Source organism: Chlorobaculum thiosulfatiphilum (genome assembly GCF_006265165.1).
In the GTDB taxonomy this organism is placed as follows: domain Bacteria; phylum Bacteroidota; class Chlorobiia; order Chlorobiales; family Chlorobiaceae; genus Chlorobaculum; species Chlorobaculum thiosulfatiphilum.
Window position 1 is genome coordinate 1 of record NZ_VDCH01000006.1, and the last position, 15830, is coordinate 15830.

Here is a 15830-nt window from a genome sequence, read left to right on the forward strand (position 1 = left end):
TTCTTTCTGGTCATAGTTTTGCTCCTTGTTTCATGAGTGGAATCTATGACCGTTTACACACTTTATCTCACTGACCCTTCGGCGATGTCACTTTATCCTTAAAATTCTCCCTTATCTTCACCATGAGTTCCGGATGAACGGTTACTGTTGATGGATTTTTGACGTTACGAAACCTAAACAACATGGCAGCCAATATTTTTTCATAAAAAAAATCATTGCCTACCTCATACATCTTTCCTATGTCACGCCCTGTTTTCGTTCGATAAATATATCTGATTCACGACCAATTCAACTTCTCTCTTTCAGCGGCGACAGCTCAGTCACCATAGCGCATCTCCACGCAGGCTTCCGAACTGCCGACAGGCGCGATAAATGTCAGATACTCCGCCGCAAATGAGCGAACCATTGATGATGGCTGCTTTTCGGATAGCTTTGAACTCTTTTCCGTGGTCATCTCTTCATCTCCGAAATGCATTTTATGAACTCTGATTTTTCGAGCTGATACATCAGCATCTTGTTATTCTGCTCTGTTAGAAATCATGAACCTCAATCTTTTCCTTGCAAAAATTTTTAATAACTTATTATCAAAAATACCTTTAAATATTAACAATCTTTTACTCCTCAAAAAAAAACTTCCCAACGAAAATACTCTATGTATTTAACAAAAAAATAACTTCATATTAACAATAGCGTTATTTTTCACCAACACTATCAACCCATGATGCATTAGTCATTTCATGGTATATCACGATTAAAGTTTCTTTTATATGTTTTGAATTATTCATACGATTATAAAGAAATCTTGCAAATTCTTTATCTATATATCTATATTTGATACCTTTGTATATCGCCGCTAAAAATAGAGGATTCTCACCAACTTCTTCTATATAGGCATACCAAGTCTCCACCCCTATTTCTTGAGCATGATTTGTTAGCACGTCAGCATCATGTACGTTATAAATCAAATACAATATATTTTCCGCTGTATCCAAAGCATCTCTCAAACACACACGATCTTCATTATAAAACCCGTCTACCTGATACAGTTTTTCATATAAATCAGGAACATCTCTCCAGACAAAGCTTAATTTATTGCCAGCACAGCTCTCCAATAATTTGTTTGAACCATCGATAATACTCATATCTGATGACCGCTGTATAAACAAACCAAAAACATTTTTCTTTCCCTCCATTTTTTTATATATCTCTCGATCTTGAACATATAAAGCATTATTAATATTTATCAAATTATTATATCTGTACTCTTTATACGAATATGCGCCTATCACAGCGCCGACAACCAATGCGATTACAGACACAATCTCAACCAGTGACTTGATAAAATCACCCTTATTTGAAAAAATTCTACGATATTCAGTAGTTGAGCCTCCGGTCATACTCTCAAGTCTTTCTTTTTTCTTCATGATGTTTTTCTTAAAGTAATTTTCCATTAAAACATCTACACCTCCAGCACTTTCATGCTCTCCTCTCCGAACTGGCTGATTACCCGGACGGCTATTTTGCGGCCTGGCGTGGCTGGAATTGGATGTGACTGGAAGCCGTAGAGGCGGTCGAAGGCTTCTTCGTCTATTTCTATTTTCAGCGTCTTTTCGGCTTTGCGTTTCGCGCCGGTTTTGGCGAGGTTGCCGAAGCCTTTTTGCCATTGGGCGAATTCGTCGCGGGCACCGCCGCAAAAAAAGAGTTGGCGGACGATGAAGTTGCTGCCGTCGTAGTTGTCGTCAACCATCCAGTAGGTGATGTCGGCGACGTTGCGCGATTTGACTTCGTCCCGGATGGGGTCGTAGATGTCGAGGCCGCAGATTTCGACGGTGGCTTCGCTGCCGGTTTTGCGCAGGCGGATGTCTGGCTCGCCGATGGTGATGAACGATCCGGCTTTTTTGTCCTTTTTGAGCAGGCCGTCCTGCATGAGGTCGTCGTGCATCCGGGCTTTGAGCACCGGGATTCTGCCGAGTTTGTTGAATTCGGAGAAGTGCGCGTCGTAGTTGAAGGCGCAGGCGACAAGCACGTCGAATCCGGCGTCTCCGGCTTCGCGGGCGGCTCCGACGAGGTCGGGACGCGAGACGGTACCGAATTGGAGGCGATTATACTTGTCCATGCCTTTCATCAAAGCCTATTTCTTTTTTTATTTTTACAGGTTTTCATCTGCAATTTTCTGAGGTACTATTGCCTCTCAGCCGCGATCAGCCAATCGTTAACAGAAGTCACCCCTAAAGCCAACAGTAAATCTTGCACTTTTACTACACGTTTAAGCATCTCACCATTATCTGACTCTTCTCGTTCCTCAGCTTCAGCAAAAAGTCGAGTTACCAGTTGGACTAATTGATTGTCATAGTCGTAAAAATATGGTTTGGCACGACTAACATAAGCCAAGTAAATTTCGGTTACATTTAAAGCAAACTCTGGGTCTCGTTGCGAAGTAGTATTAAGCCATTCATCAAATCCAAAGAGACTGTGATATTTATCCTCGCTATCATTTTCGAGTACAACAAAGAAAAGCCGAACCAATTCATCAGGAATCGCAATGGGCGGTGTTTTCTCTCGATAAATTTTTTCAACACATTGAGCTACAACTTTCGAATGAATACTCGCTGCGTTTAGTCCAGCCTCTATGCCCACAAGGCATTGGTCACGATGAAGTTTGATATTGCCAGGGGAAGTCCAAACATCCGCAGCTCCCTTCCATGCTTCAGTAATATTCAAAGTTTTCAAATCATCAAGCAAATTGCTAAAGTCGATATGACCCCTGAAAGCCGACAAAGCTGAAATGCGACCCCAAGTTTCCATATCATCCTTCCCACCTTCATGAAAGATGCGCTCAAGCAAGGGCGCTACCTTTTCGAAATGATCATAATATGCGTAATAGAGACAAGGTTCAGCTATCCGCCAAAGCCCAACATAGTTCTTTTGCATAGCAAGGCGAAAGAGTTCCCAACCCAACTCGGGATTCTTGCTTTGAAGGTAAGGCAAACGCCGAAGAATCAGAGCTCGAATTGCTGGATTTTCGTTACTGGCAAATCGAAGTAATAAAGGCGGTAACAATTCGGGTAATTCAATTCCTTGCTCGTATAATTTATCGATTAAAATCATCAAAGCTTCGACTACTTTTCCACTTATCATACCGTAACCAACATTAATCAAGCTGACTGAATCTCCTTGAAAAACACTTTCTTCATCCTTAAACCGCTCGAACCCTATTGCCAAAAACACCAATCGCATAGCACTTTGTGTATCACAAATCACATGTGCGCAGCTTTCAAGAGCTTCGGCTGCAGAGCGATTGAGTTGCCAGTGGTCAGAATGTCTCTCCAGCTCATCAAGAATATGACTGACCAAATCAGCAGCATCAGGTTCATCTATAGGCTCCCAATTGCCGTTGATTTGTAAATTACCAAAGCAATAAGCCAAGTATGTTGTGATGCCAGCCATGATATCATCGCGAAAACGTGCTGAAATAGTTGTCCATTGCGATACCAGTAATCTCAAGAATCTCACTGGATGGCGAGATGCTGCCTCCCGTAATTGCCAACCGACCTCACGCTCTCTTCCTACTGAAAAGTCCTCAAAATCTCGATTATATCCAGAGTAGTGCGATAGCAAGCGAATCACTCCTTCATCACGTACGCTTAAAAATCTCTCGAATGAAAATGGAGCAGCGATACTACTGCTTGTCATACCAATTGATGGCTTTCTATCCATTTTACCATATTTTCTTTCGTACTCATCAAGTATTGCTTGCGCATCTATTGTACGGAGAAAGCAAGGCACTGATGAGATATATCCTGCTCGATTCTTTAATATCCACGAATGTTTATCCCTATCCGGCGTATACTCCTCAAAAACGCCCTGCATTGTCGTCAGAACAAGGTGTTGCGTATCTCTATCCAATAAAATAAATGCAGTGTGACTCAACTCACATAGTTCGTAAGATAGTTTTGATTCCAATAAATCTCTATCGCACAACATGCGACCAATCAAATCAATATTTTGTTGCGGATGTTTTGTGTAAGCAATAATCGCAAAATAGCGTAATGCGGCTTCATGATTAAAGGAAAGGCGTTCTCGATTCTGTAGCCACCACTCTGAGTGGTTTTTTGCATGATCGAGAATCGCCACCTCAATTGCATCGAACAGAATTCGTTCCCCATCTACATGCCGGTGATCAATCTGTGAGTGAACATCAAAATATGAGGTTTCATCCAAGAAATCACAACGATAAACTCTTTTCGCTAATTTGATTTGACTCCAACGCTCAATTGATTCTAATGCCACATCTAACAGAACTACTGAATTCACCATTCTTCGCACAAAAAAGCCATCGTTCTTATCACCAAATTCATGGGGTTGACAATGAAGCTTATTGTTAAAATGAAATTCAATCACATCATCATCATCAACATCTCCTGCAATATAGCACCATAACAATCTATCGTCAAAAGCACCGGTCTCAACACCGCGAGCAATAGTTTTTCCTAATATACTATGTGCTGGTTTAGGCACACTGAGTAATCGTTCAAGTAACGGCGTAACAAGTGGTAATTTTTCTGTTTTGAGTTTAGATATCCCAAATACCAATTGTTCAGCGATTCTATTTCTATCCAGCCAATCCAAATCCAAAGCTTCCATCCAAAATGCCATTATCCTTGCAGTATCTTCATTTTGCCAATGCACCACTTGGTAAACATGGGCCGTCATTCCTTCGCTATCGTGCATCTCTTTCAATATGGGCACCAAATGAGAAAGCCAAAAGTAGTGCCACTCAATAAGCTCTGCATGAATGTATATAACTTGGAACACCTCACGATGCTTGTCTCGCAAGTCTCTTATCATCAGCCAGTCATCATCTTGCGGTACTTGCTGGGCAAACGACTCAGCAATCAGACGACGAATGTGGAAAGCTGCGTTTCCTGTCAAGACAGCTCGTAGTTGTTTCCTGAACTCTCGACGGTCTCCAGTTGCCAACTGTGCGACAAAACTACGTATGCTGGGCCGTACAAATGGAACTGGAGGCAACCCTTTGATGAATTCATTAAGCGAAACACCTTGCCGTATTGCGCTGCTTATAACCAGAACATCCAGTAATGTTTGATGACCAAACGTCAATTTTCCATCATGGGTATCTTGCAAGACATTGAGACTATGCAAGCGCCGCAGAATTTCTGGCGATGCCTTTAAGCGCTGATATGGAATAGACAAGCTGCGAGACTTAAGCATTGCATTGGCCATGTTTTCAAGCACTTGCATGGCTTCATCTCCCAACTCGTGATCAATCTGCACGATAGCATCGAGATAGCGCTGCGCCAGTGCCTGGCTGGTAACCACGTTGAAGATGCCCTCACGCTGAGCCAGTTCAACAAAAAGGGCCAGCTCACGAGGATTTTGGATGAGTTTACGAGTGACATCATCAATAGCGCTTGTATCAATTCCGAGGCTATCAAGTAACGGAACAATGACAGAATCCCAATTCAACGGCAAGCGCTGTAACTCGCAATCCCATTGCCGCGTGGCAATTCGTCGATCGTATTTGCGGTCGAAGTCTCGACAAGACGTGATTACAGTGACATTGGGTATGAGTAACAACTGGTCAATTTGTGCAAGGAAATATGTCAACACACTGTGCTCACGGGCAATGGACAAAACATCCAGCGAATCAATTACCACAACCACATACGTATTTTCTGCTAATCGGGCAACCTGCTCTACCCATTGCTCCGATAAGCCTTGTGCTTGACGCTCCTGCGCCGTCGCAAAGTCAGCAAATTCACGCGATTGAATGAAAAGCGGAACAAGGTCACTTTGTAATTCCATGCGCTGCTCAAGAGCTTCTTGCAAGTTCAACATCACACAAGTTTTGCCTGAACCCGGCAAACCCGTAAGCAAAACAGCATGCTTCTTGGCATCTATGGCAGACAAGAGTTCTTTCTCAAGAGGACTTGAAATGCGATGCCCGGCAATATCCCGTTGCCACGACCTGCCAATAGTTGAGGTGCTGGCAAATGATTCACGCACCTCCGTAATGGACATCATCGGAACCAGCATGGCTCCCGCTTGATGGAGAATGTCTTTCAGATCATCCTTGGTGAGACGATGCTGGGCAGATGCGCTCAGGTTGCCACTGCTGATACGGCCACCAAGATTATCTATGCGTACCCAGAGAGCGTTGAAGGCCGCATCTGAATTGCTCGTCAAATAGCGCAAACGTTCACGCTGTAAAGTCTCAATGCGATCAAAATCTGGACTGGTCTCGAAGCTTGTACGGCACAGGAATTCATAGGTAGTGAAACGGGGTGCCTTAACAGTAATTCGAGCGTCTAAATCGCGATTTGTTACTATATGTTCTTGGGTCAAATTCCCAAGGTATTCTTCATCATTGCCCCAAAGGGTGCTGTATTCACGAAGTTTTGCAAGTGCTCCGAACTCTCCACGGGAATAGAATTTGACTTGAGCCTGTTGATTTTCAGCCAACACTACAGAAGCCTTATCTAATTCGTCACCTAAATCGGATATCGACCATGCCCTAAAATCAGGCTGGTTCTTTTTGCACTGGCAACAAATCAGGGAGCCGTCAGATTTGCCAATCACGACATCATCTACCGGAAAAGCCGTAGAATCTATTTCAAGCCATTTATATTCTGGATCGGAAAGAACAGTCAATGCCCAATCGAACGCAATCAAAGTCTGATAAATATCCCCGCGATTGGAGCGTATTCCTGCGATGCTCATTTTGTCGCTTGCTCTATGCTTAAGTTATTCACTGTTGCCCGCGCCGGTGGCGAGCTTGAGCGCCAGCCGCAGGATTTCGGGATTGGCGTTCTCTTTGGCGCTTTCGAGATGGTCGAGGAAGCGTTTGCCGGTTTTGCCCGCATGAGACGCGACCTCGGTCAGCCAGATCGCGGTTTCAACCGCTTCAAGCTGGCAGAAGAAGGGGCGGATGCCGCTGAAGTCGTGATGCCGCCAGTGCCTGAGCAGCCGGGCGGTTTCGGGCGTCACCTGCCAGCTCGCCTGGTCGGGCAACTGACGCCATTTATCGACCTCGGCGCGAAGCGCGTTGATGATCAAGGTCTGGTCGTACTGCTGGATTTCGGTTGAAAGGCCGATGCCTTCATCGAACACGATCTCCTGCTGCCCCTCTTCGGCCCGGCGTTTTTTCGGCTTCGGAACCGCCGTGATGAAATCTGCCCGGCGACGGCTTTCGATAATCTGCTGCGTCGGCTGGCCGGTCGAGTCGAGTTCCCAGTGACGAGCCGGATGGTCGTAAGGCGAGTTGAGAATCGGGTGATCGAAAAAGCGATTATCCATCAGCACGAACCTCCTTTCGGTCGGATGGGCGCAGCCTGAGAATATTTGGAACAATAACTCATGGAAAAGATACCGGTTTCTGAACGGGGATTTCAGCAAACGTTGACGAGCGTCATGCCACGAAGATCAGCATCTTGTTATATACTGATTGGTTACGCCATTTACAAGCATGAAAACCGGTGATGCGCGACAGGTGACGGGTGGAGGGAAAAATCGGGCCGGGAATGTTCTCGGGGCAAGGCAGGTTAAGTGTGTTAACGATCGATGAACGACTCGATCACCACGTCCCGAGGCTTCGTCGAGAAGAGGGCGACAAAGTGTATCGATCGTGAACTCGCAGCGTGTGGAAATGGCTGGTCAATGAGTTACGGGGAGTTTCGTTATATTGTTGCACAAGCTATTCCTTTGTATGGCGTTAATGCCTGAAGAAACGCTTGCGAAACGGGTCGGCGGCCATAAACGGGCCGAACGGAAAAACGCAAGAGTCCGGAATTTTTATCGTCGTTATTTATCGTGGCTTCCTGCCGGACGAGATTCGGATGAAGCATGAATATTTTTTCGCCAGTATTGAATACCTATGACTGTCAATAAAGAGCCTGATGCCGCGCGGGCAGTTCCTGCCGTCAAGCGCGAGATACCTTATAACTACACCTCTGCAAGCGACCGCCAGGCGATTTCGTTCATCCTGGGCGAAGAGGTCGTCCGGCAGATCGACGAACTGCGCGACCTCCGTGTGACCGGCCGCTCGGCCCGCCTGCTCATGCAGCTCTTCGGCGATATTCTCATTCATGGCCGCAATCCCTATCTGTTCCAGGAGCTGATCGGCTCGGAGCGGAGGCGCGACCGGATTTTCGAACACGCCCGCAAGGACATCGAGACAATCCAGTCGTCGGCCAACGGTGAGCCGAGAGTGATGGCGATCGTGCAGACCCTTCGCGCGAAGCTGGAGAAGTTCCGCGCCGAAATCGAGCGGCTGCCGGAGTTCCGGCGCAAGCTCAAAAAGGAGCTGGCCCCCATCGTTGGCACGAGGAACGTGCTGTTCGATCCCTTTTCGATTGTCGCCCACGCCACCGACGCCACCGACTGGCGCTTGTACCTTCCGGTGGCTGTCGTGACGCCGGACGACGAGGCGCAGGTCGCCCCGCTCATCGCGGCAATCGCAAAGCTCGGTCTGCGCGTGATTCCGCGCGGCGCGGGCACCGGACTCACCGGCGGCGCGGTGCCGCTGCGCTCGGACTGCGTCATCATCAACACCGAGAAGCTGAACCACGTGCGCGGCATCACCGAACGGACGTTCCATCTGAAGGACGGCCACACGGTGCCGGGCAAGGTGATCGAGGTCGAGGCGGGCGTCATTACCGAGGCGGCCATGCACCACGCCGACCAGCACGGCCTCGTCTTCGCCACCGACCCCACCAGCGAGTGGGCCTGCACCATCGGCGGCAACATCGCCGAGAACGCGGGCGGCAAGATGGCCGTGCGCTGGGGCACCTGCATCGACAACCTGCTCGAATGGAAAATCGCCATGCCGGGCGGCAAGCTGTGGACAGTGCGGCGAACCGACCACCAGTTACGCAAGATTCTGCCGGAGGATACCGTGACCTACGAGGTGCTCGACCAGCACGGCGCGCCGCTCAAACGGATCGCGCTGCGCGGCACCGAAATCCGCAAGCAGGGGCTGTGGAAGGACATCACCAACAAGGCGCTCGGCGGCGTGCCCGGCCTCCAGAAGGAGGGAACCGACGGCGTCATCACCTCGGCGGTGTTCGTGCTCTATCCGAAATATGAAGAAAAGCGCACGCTCTGCCTGGAGTTCTTCGGCCCCGACATGGACGAGGCGAGCCGGGTGATCGTCGAACTCGCGAAGGCGTTTCCCTACCAGAATGTCGATCACGAAACGCTGCTCGCCCTCGAGCACTTCGACGACGAGTACATCCGCGCCATCGACTACAAGGTGAAGGCCACCCGCCCGCAGACGCCCAAGGCGGTGCTGCTGATCGACATCGCCGGGCACTCGGAATCGGAGGTCGAGGCGGGCGTGGAGCGCGTTCGCAACCTGCTCGAAAAGCACCCGAACACCCTGATGTTCGTGGCGCGTGACGAGGCCGAAGCAACGCTGTTCTGGGCGGATCGCAAGAAGCTCGGCGCGATTGCCCGGCGCACCAACGCCTTCAAGCTGAACGAGGATATTGTCATCCCGATCGACCAGCTCGCCGTGTTCGCCCGCTTCATCGACGACCTGAACGTCGAGGAGGAGCGTTTCGCGCAGTTGAAGTACGTTGACCGGATCGACGCGATGCTGCGCGAAAGCAGCAATCCGGAAAAACTCACGCCATTCGAGGCGAAGATTCCGGCGGGCCTCGGCCTGTGCGACCTGATCGGCAACCGCCTCGAAGCCGCCGATCCGCTGCTGTTGCGCTCGCTGACGCTTTTGCAGGAGTTCCGCACCGAGCTGAAGCAGCTCTTCCGGGGCTATCCGAAAACGCTTGACGCCATCGAAGCAGCTTACAAGCACGTGCGCGACCGGCGCATCGTGCTGGCCACGCACATGCACGCCGGCGACGGCAACGTGCACGTCAACGTGCCGGTGCTCTCCAACGACCGGCCGATGCTCGACCGCGCCGATCACGTCATCGACATGGTAATGGAAAAAGTGATTTCGCTTGGCGGCGTCGTTTCCGGCGAGCACGGCATCGGCGTCACGAAGCTGAAGTACATGGACAAAGCGCGCATCGAGGAGCTGACCGCCTATCGCCGCGAGGTCGATCCGGACGGCATCATGAACCCCGGCAAGCTGGAGGATTACGAAGCGCTGAACCACATTTTCACCCCGTCGTTCAACCTGCTGGAGCTGGAGGCGCACATTCTCAAGCGCGGCAAGCTCGAAGAGTTGTCGAAGAAGGTGGACTACTGCATCCGTTGCGGCAAGTGCAAGCCGGACTGCTGCGTTTACTACCCGGCGCGCGGCATGTTCTACCATCCGCGCAACAAGAACCTGGCCATCGGTTCGCTCATCGAGGCGCTGCTCTACGACGCCCAGCGCGAGCGTTCGACCGATTTCCGCCTCTTGCAGTGGCTGGAGGAGGTGGCCGATCACTGCACCATCTGCCACAAGTGTTTGAAACCCTGCCCGGTGGACATCGATTCGGGCGAGGTCTCGATTCTCGAACGGGAGATTCTCTCAGCGCGCGGCTTCAAGAATTCGCCGCCCATCACCAAGATGACGCTGAACTACCTGGCCAACCGCTCGCCATTCTACAACAAGATGTTCCGCAACACGGTGCTGCGGATTGGCGGGGCCGTCCAGCGGGCCGGCACGAAAATGACCGCGCCGCTCCAGGCATCCGATGCGCAGAATGTGCTGCCGCCGCTGCGGCTCTTGCGCTCGGCGGTGCCGCCGGTGCCGGAAAAGACGCTGCGCGACGTGCTGCCGCCCTGCGACAGCGACCAGGTGCTGGTGTTCGAGCCAACCGGCAAGGAACCGGCCTCGACGGTGCTCTACTTCCCCGGCTGCGGCTCGGAGCGGCTGCACTCGACCATCTCGATGGCCGCGATCCACATTCTGCTCGAAACCGGTACGCGCGTGGTGCTGCCGCCGCCTTTTCTGTGCTGCGGCTTCCCGCTGCACGTCAACGCCAAAGAGGAGGAGTACGCCTCGATCGTGCTGCGCAACACGGTGATGTTCAGCCAGATTCGCGAGATGTTCTCCTATTTCGATTTCGACGCCTGCGTCATCTCCTGCGGCACCTGCATGGAGGGACTCGAAATCATGGACGCCCCGAAGCTCTTCGGCAACCGGATCATCGATGTCTCGCGCTACGCTTACGAAAAAGGGATGCGGGTTGACGGCGGCGAGACAGGAAGCCTCTACCACGCCCCCTGCCACGACTCGCTGAAAGGCAAGGCCTGCGACCTGTTGCGCGATGTCGGCGGCTTCGGCAAGGTGACCGACGTGCCGCACTGCTGCTCGGAGGCGGGAACGCTGGCGCTGTCGCGGCCCGACATCACCGACTCGATGCTGCACCGCAAGCGCGAAGCGCTGAAGGAGTCGATGCACGGCGCGCCGACGGCGACGATACTGACCAACTGCCCCTCGTGCGTGCAGGGCCTCGGGCGCAACCACGACATGGGCGTCGAACCGAAGCACATCGCCGTGGCGCTGGCCGAAAAGCACTCCGGCCCCGACTGGATGGAACGCTTCCTCGCCCAGGCCGCGAAGGCCCAGGCGGTGCTGTTTTGAATAATGAATGATGAATTGAAAGGGCGGGCCTCGGTGTCCGCCTTTTTTTCGCTTCGGATGGATCCCGCATCAGCCATGAACGCCTGGATTTCCCCACCATAATGTCTTTTTTCCCGGCACTCAACGATATACCGACGCGGATGTAGTTTTTCGACGCCGCCTTGACATGGCTATGATGATCCGGATAACTTTTTCAAGCGACGGTAAAAAAAGGAGTTACAGTCGATCGAGCGTCGTGGTGAAAACAATTCTGACCGTTTGGCATGTTATTTGATCAAAAAATAATGGAGCGCAGGTCAATCATGACCATCGCCATCATGCAACTCACAACGCTGAACGGAACACGACTATGTACACCATCATCAACGAAGAAACCTACATCAAGGTTACGTTTAACGGCGGCGTCAGCTTTTCAGCGATTCTCGAAGCATTCCTTCGCATCGCCGCGCTGCCCGGATACAAGCACAAGAACCGCATCTGGATCTTCAGGCAAAACGACGAGGCAAGCCTTTCGCTCTCGACCATCTCCGAGGTCATTCCGATTATCGGGGAACTCGACACGCCAGGCAAAAGAAAGAGCAAAGTGGCGATCGTGCTGCAAAACGGCATCGACAGCGCCATCAGCGGACTTTTCAGCGACGAAGAAAAAACAGGCTCACGCAGCATCGACCTCTTCGAAAACCTCGACAGCGCCGTCCAGTGGATAGCGGCGTGAAGAGAATTATGAATGTTGAATGATGAATTGAATAAGAATGAATTTTCAGGGGCGGATCCGCGAGTCCGCCCTTCCCTTTTCCTATCCGACCTATCAAAGCTACAGCACTCCCCCACCTAAACGCCACTCTCCGTCACTGGTGAAGAACCGCTCATTGCGATACCCGAACAGTGACGCCGCCAGCCGGGCGAGCATGAGCAGCAACGGCTGGTAGCGTAGTGTGCCACCTTGCCCGCTCGCGGCCCGGATTGCGGGAACCAGCTTTGCCGCCACCGTTTCGGGCGTTTCGGCCATCGCGTTGAAGAAGCGCTTCTGCGCGGGCGTGGCGTCGCGAAGCAACAGGTCGGTCAGCACCAGTCCGGGACTCAGCTCGTGAACGCCAACCGAGCGCTTTCCGGCGGCGTCGAGTTCCTGGCGAAGCAGCTCGCTCATGATCGCCACGGCCCGCTTGGATGCGCGATGCGGCACAGAAGTGGGCGACGAACGGAGGCCAGCAGCGGTAAATCCCATGTTGAACAGATGATAGCGCGGCCCGCCCTCGCCCGCGGGCTGGCGAAGCATGACGCGCAACGCCTCCGCGCAAAGCATCATGCTGCCGGAAAGATTGGTGCGGCAGGTCTCGTCGATGTCGTCGAGATCGAGCTGCCAGAGCGGCCGACGCATCCGGCCCGCCGTGCCTGCATTGTTGATCCAGCGATCGATGACGCCAAGCTTGGCTGCCGCGAAGGCGGCAAAAGCCGCAGCCTGCCGGGAGTCGGAAACGTCGCAGGCAATGCCATGCGCCTCCTCGCCCGGCGCATCGCTTGCGAGGGTTTGCAACGAAGACGCCAGATTCGATTCGTGGCGCGAACAGATCACCACGCGATCACCCGCGCGCAAAAACTCACGCGCCATAGCCAGCCCAAGTCCGGCAGTGCCGCCGGTAATTACGACGCCAAGAGATGCGGAGCGACTCTTCATACAGTGCAATGGTACCAGTGATTTTTTCAGGAAAAGAGAAAATAGCGTGGCGAGTAATGACGAACAAATGAAGCTCGGCCAGGATGGCGTACTGCGCATTCTGCTACTGGCTTTTCATTATACTTTTTACTTTGCTTTGTAAAGCTCTTTATTATACCAAAACAAAAAAGAGATAAGGCGACAACAGCCTGGCCTGCGCGAGTCATGACGCCGGTGCATTCAGTTAAATTCCTTAAATTCAATCCCACTACAGAAGGCAATCCAAATCCAAAGTGAACGCGAGCGTATGGAATCCTACTACCATAACTTTCTTGAGGAGTTCCATTTGCCGTTGACCAACCCGGTGCTGGTCTTTTCGCTCGTACTTTTCGTTATTCTGCTCGCGCCGATTGTCTTCAAACGCTTCAACATTCCCGGCACGGTCGGCCTGATTCTCTCTGGTGTGCTTATCGGGCCGCACAGCCTGAATCTTCTTGAAAAAAGCTCGGCGGTAGAGCTTTTCTCGACCATCGGCCTGCTCTACATTCTCTTTATCGCCGGTCTCGAACTCGATGTAAACGATTTCAGAAAAAACAAATACAAAAGCGTTCTCTTCGGAGCGCTGACCTTTGCAATCCCCATCGCCATCGGCTATCCGGTCTGCCGCTACCTGTTGAACTACCCCCTGAACACCAGCCTCTTGACCGCCAGCATGTTCGCGACGCACACGCTGGTAGCCTACCCAATCGTGAGCCGCATGGGCGTCTCGAAAAACCAGGCCGTAGCCATCACGGTAGGAGGCACGATCCTGACCGATACCGCCGTGCTGATCATTCTGGCGCTGATCATCAACTACAGCCAAGGCAGCATTGACCAGAGCTTCTGGCTGCACCTCGCCATTTCGTTTTCGATTTTCACGCTCATCGTCTTTCTCGTTCTGCCGGCTATCGCCCGCTGGTTTTTCACCCGGCTCGAAAACGAGAAGCATGCCCATTACATCTTCGTGCTTGCCGCCGTGTTCTTTTCGGCCTTCCTTGCAAAGGTCGCAGGAATCGAGCCGATCATTGGCGCTTTCGCGGCGGGCCTCGCCCTCAATCCACTCATCCCGAACGCTTCCGCGCTGATGAACCGCATCGAGTTCATCGGCAATTCGCTCTTCATCCCCTTCTTCCTCATCAGCGTCGGAATGCTGGTGGACATGAGAGTGATCATGAGCACCCCGATGTCGCTGATTATCGCGGCTATTTTGACGGTCGTGGCTCTCGCCGGAAAATGGGTAGCAGCAATGCTCACCCGGAAAGCGCTTGGATACACCAAGGCACAGGGCCAGATAATCTTTGGTCTGAGCAGCTCCCACGCCGCCGCCACCATCGCGATCATCCTCGTCGGCTACCAGGCCCGCATCATCGACCTGAACATTCTTAACGGCACCATCATCCTCATACTGGTGACCTGCATCGTGGCTTCATTGGTGACGGAAGCCGCATCCAAGAAGCTGGTGCTCGAAGAAAACGCCGCCGCGCCCGAAAAAGAGAGCGCACAGGGCGAAACCGACGAGCAGATTCTCTTGCCAATCGCCGACAGTAAGCCCTCCGAACGGGTGCTGGAGCTGGCCGTGATGATCCGGGAGAAGCTCTCCGCCAATCCGCTGACCCTACTGACCGTGGTGCCGAACGACAGCGAGGCTGAGCTGAATCTGAAAAAAGCGCGAAAAGAGCTGTCGCCGGCAGTCGATTTCGCGGCCTCGTTCGATACCCGCCTCAACATCGTCGCGACGATCGACTACAACATTTGCAGCGGCATCGGCAGAACGGTCAAGGAGTCTCAGTCAGACCTGATCATCCTCGACTGGCCAAGCCGTCACGGCTTCATCGAGAAGATGATCAACGACAGTCCTGAAAGCATCGTCGGTTGCACCTGCAAAACCACGGTGATCTGCCATCTCACGCGCCCGCTGGCCATGCACCGCAGAGTCGTGGTTATCTGCCCGCCGCTCTCCGAAAAAGAGAAGGGATTCGCGCAGTGGGTGCGCAAAATGAGCCGCCTCTCGCAAGAGCTGGCCATTCCGCTGCTGTTCCACTGCGACCGCAAAAGCCGCCTGGCGATTACCGAGGCGCTGAAAACGAAGCTTTCCGGCTCGCCGGTTCTGTACCAGACCTTCAAAAACTTCCGCGAATGGGAGGATATACCGAAACAGAAACTCCAGTTCAGGACTGACGACCTCATCGCATTCGTCAGCGCCCGCCGGGAGTCGATCTCCTACCACCCCTTTTTCGACCACGTGCCGGAACGTCTCGAAAAGCATCTGCCCGACATCAGCAAGATCATGATCTATCCGGCGCAATTCAACTCCAGCAGCATCGAAGAGGGGTATGGCGATGTTATCGCCCCGAAATCCTTCCCGTTCGGAAGCGCGGTTATCCGAAAAATCGGAGAGGATGCCTCCGTATTCATCAAAAAAAATCAGTTACAAATCAGAAAAAAGCTCAAAAAGACACGTCAACGCCGCCAAAAAGATTTGGATAATCCCGAAAAGGGTACTAAAATGTAAAGTTTTAAAAAACAATATATTAACGTCGTCAAAGACCCGCTCAGCGCGGGAGTTGACCAATCCCGCAG

General features: G+C 51.9%; 8 protein-coding genes and 1 pseudogene. 3 read left to right on the top strand and 6 right to left on the bottom strand.

Annotated elements, in window-relative coordinates; translation table 11 throughout:
* Positions 1-316 precede the first annotated feature (316 nt).
* The 5 genes and pseudogenes from FGF66_RS04325 to FGF66_RS04345 all read right to left on the bottom strand — a co-directional run.
* Positions 317-454: a hypothetical protein gene (locus FGF66_RS04325; RefSeq protein WP_211341975.1), complete on the bottom strand. Its 138-nt coding sequence runs from the start codon at positions 452-454 to the stop codon at positions 317-319.
* 238 nt (positions 455-692) lie between these two features.
* Entirely contained in the window at positions 693-1424 is a 732-nt protein-coding gene (locus FGF66_RS04330; protein WP_139456472.1) for a hypothetical protein, read from the bottom strand.
* A 35-nt stretch (positions 1425-1459) separates the two neighbouring features.
* On the bottom strand, positions 1460-2116 hold the full coding sequence (locus tag FGF66_RS04335; RefSeq protein WP_139456473.1) for a hypothetical protein: 657 nt from the start codon (positions 2114-2116) through the stop codon (positions 1460-1462).
* A gap of 65 nt (positions 2117-2181) precedes the next feature.
* Positions 2182-6741, bottom strand: a complete 4560-nt coding sequence (locus tag FGF66_RS04340; protein WP_139456474.1) for an AAA family ATPase — start codon at positions 6739-6741, stop codon at positions 2182-2184.
* A 30-nt stretch (positions 6742-6771) separates the two neighbouring features.
* Positions 6772-7317, bottom strand: a pseudogene (locus FGF66_RS04345) (BPTD_3080 family restriction endonuclease); the annotation flags it as partial.
* 577 nt (positions 7318-7894) lie between these two features.
* Here FGF66_RS04345 and FGF66_RS04350 point away from each other — a divergent pair.
* Together FGF66_RS04350 and FGF66_RS12600 are read left to right on the top strand one after the other, a co-directional pair.
* Complete coding sequence (locus tag FGF66_RS04350; RefSeq protein ID WP_139456475.1) at positions 7895-11557, top strand: DUF3683 domain-containing protein; 3663 nt, start codon at positions 7895-7897, stop codon at positions 11555-11557.
* Positions 11558-11906: 349 nt separating this feature from the next.
* Positions 11907-12272, top strand: coding sequence for a hypothetical protein (locus FGF66_RS12600; RefSeq protein ID WP_170181209.1), 366 nt, complete (start codon positions 11907-11909; stop codon positions 12270-12272).
* A gap of 99 nt (positions 12273-12371) precedes the next feature.
* On the opposite strand, the gene FGF66_RS04360 is transcribed toward FGF66_RS12600, so the two are convergent.
* A complete protein-coding gene (locus tag FGF66_RS04360; protein WP_139456476.1) occupies positions 12372-13232 on the bottom strand; it encodes an SDR family oxidoreductase in 861 nt (286 codons plus the stop codon).
* Between the two features lie 286 nt (positions 13233-13518).
* Between FGF66_RS04360 and FGF66_RS04365 the strand changes: the two genes are divergently transcribed.
* Positions 13519-15762: a cation:proton antiporter domain-containing protein gene (locus tag FGF66_RS04365; RefSeq protein ID WP_139456477.1), complete on the top strand. Its 2244-nt coding sequence runs from the start codon at positions 13519-13521 to the stop codon at positions 15760-15762.
* Positions 15763-15830 lie beyond the last annotated feature (68 nt).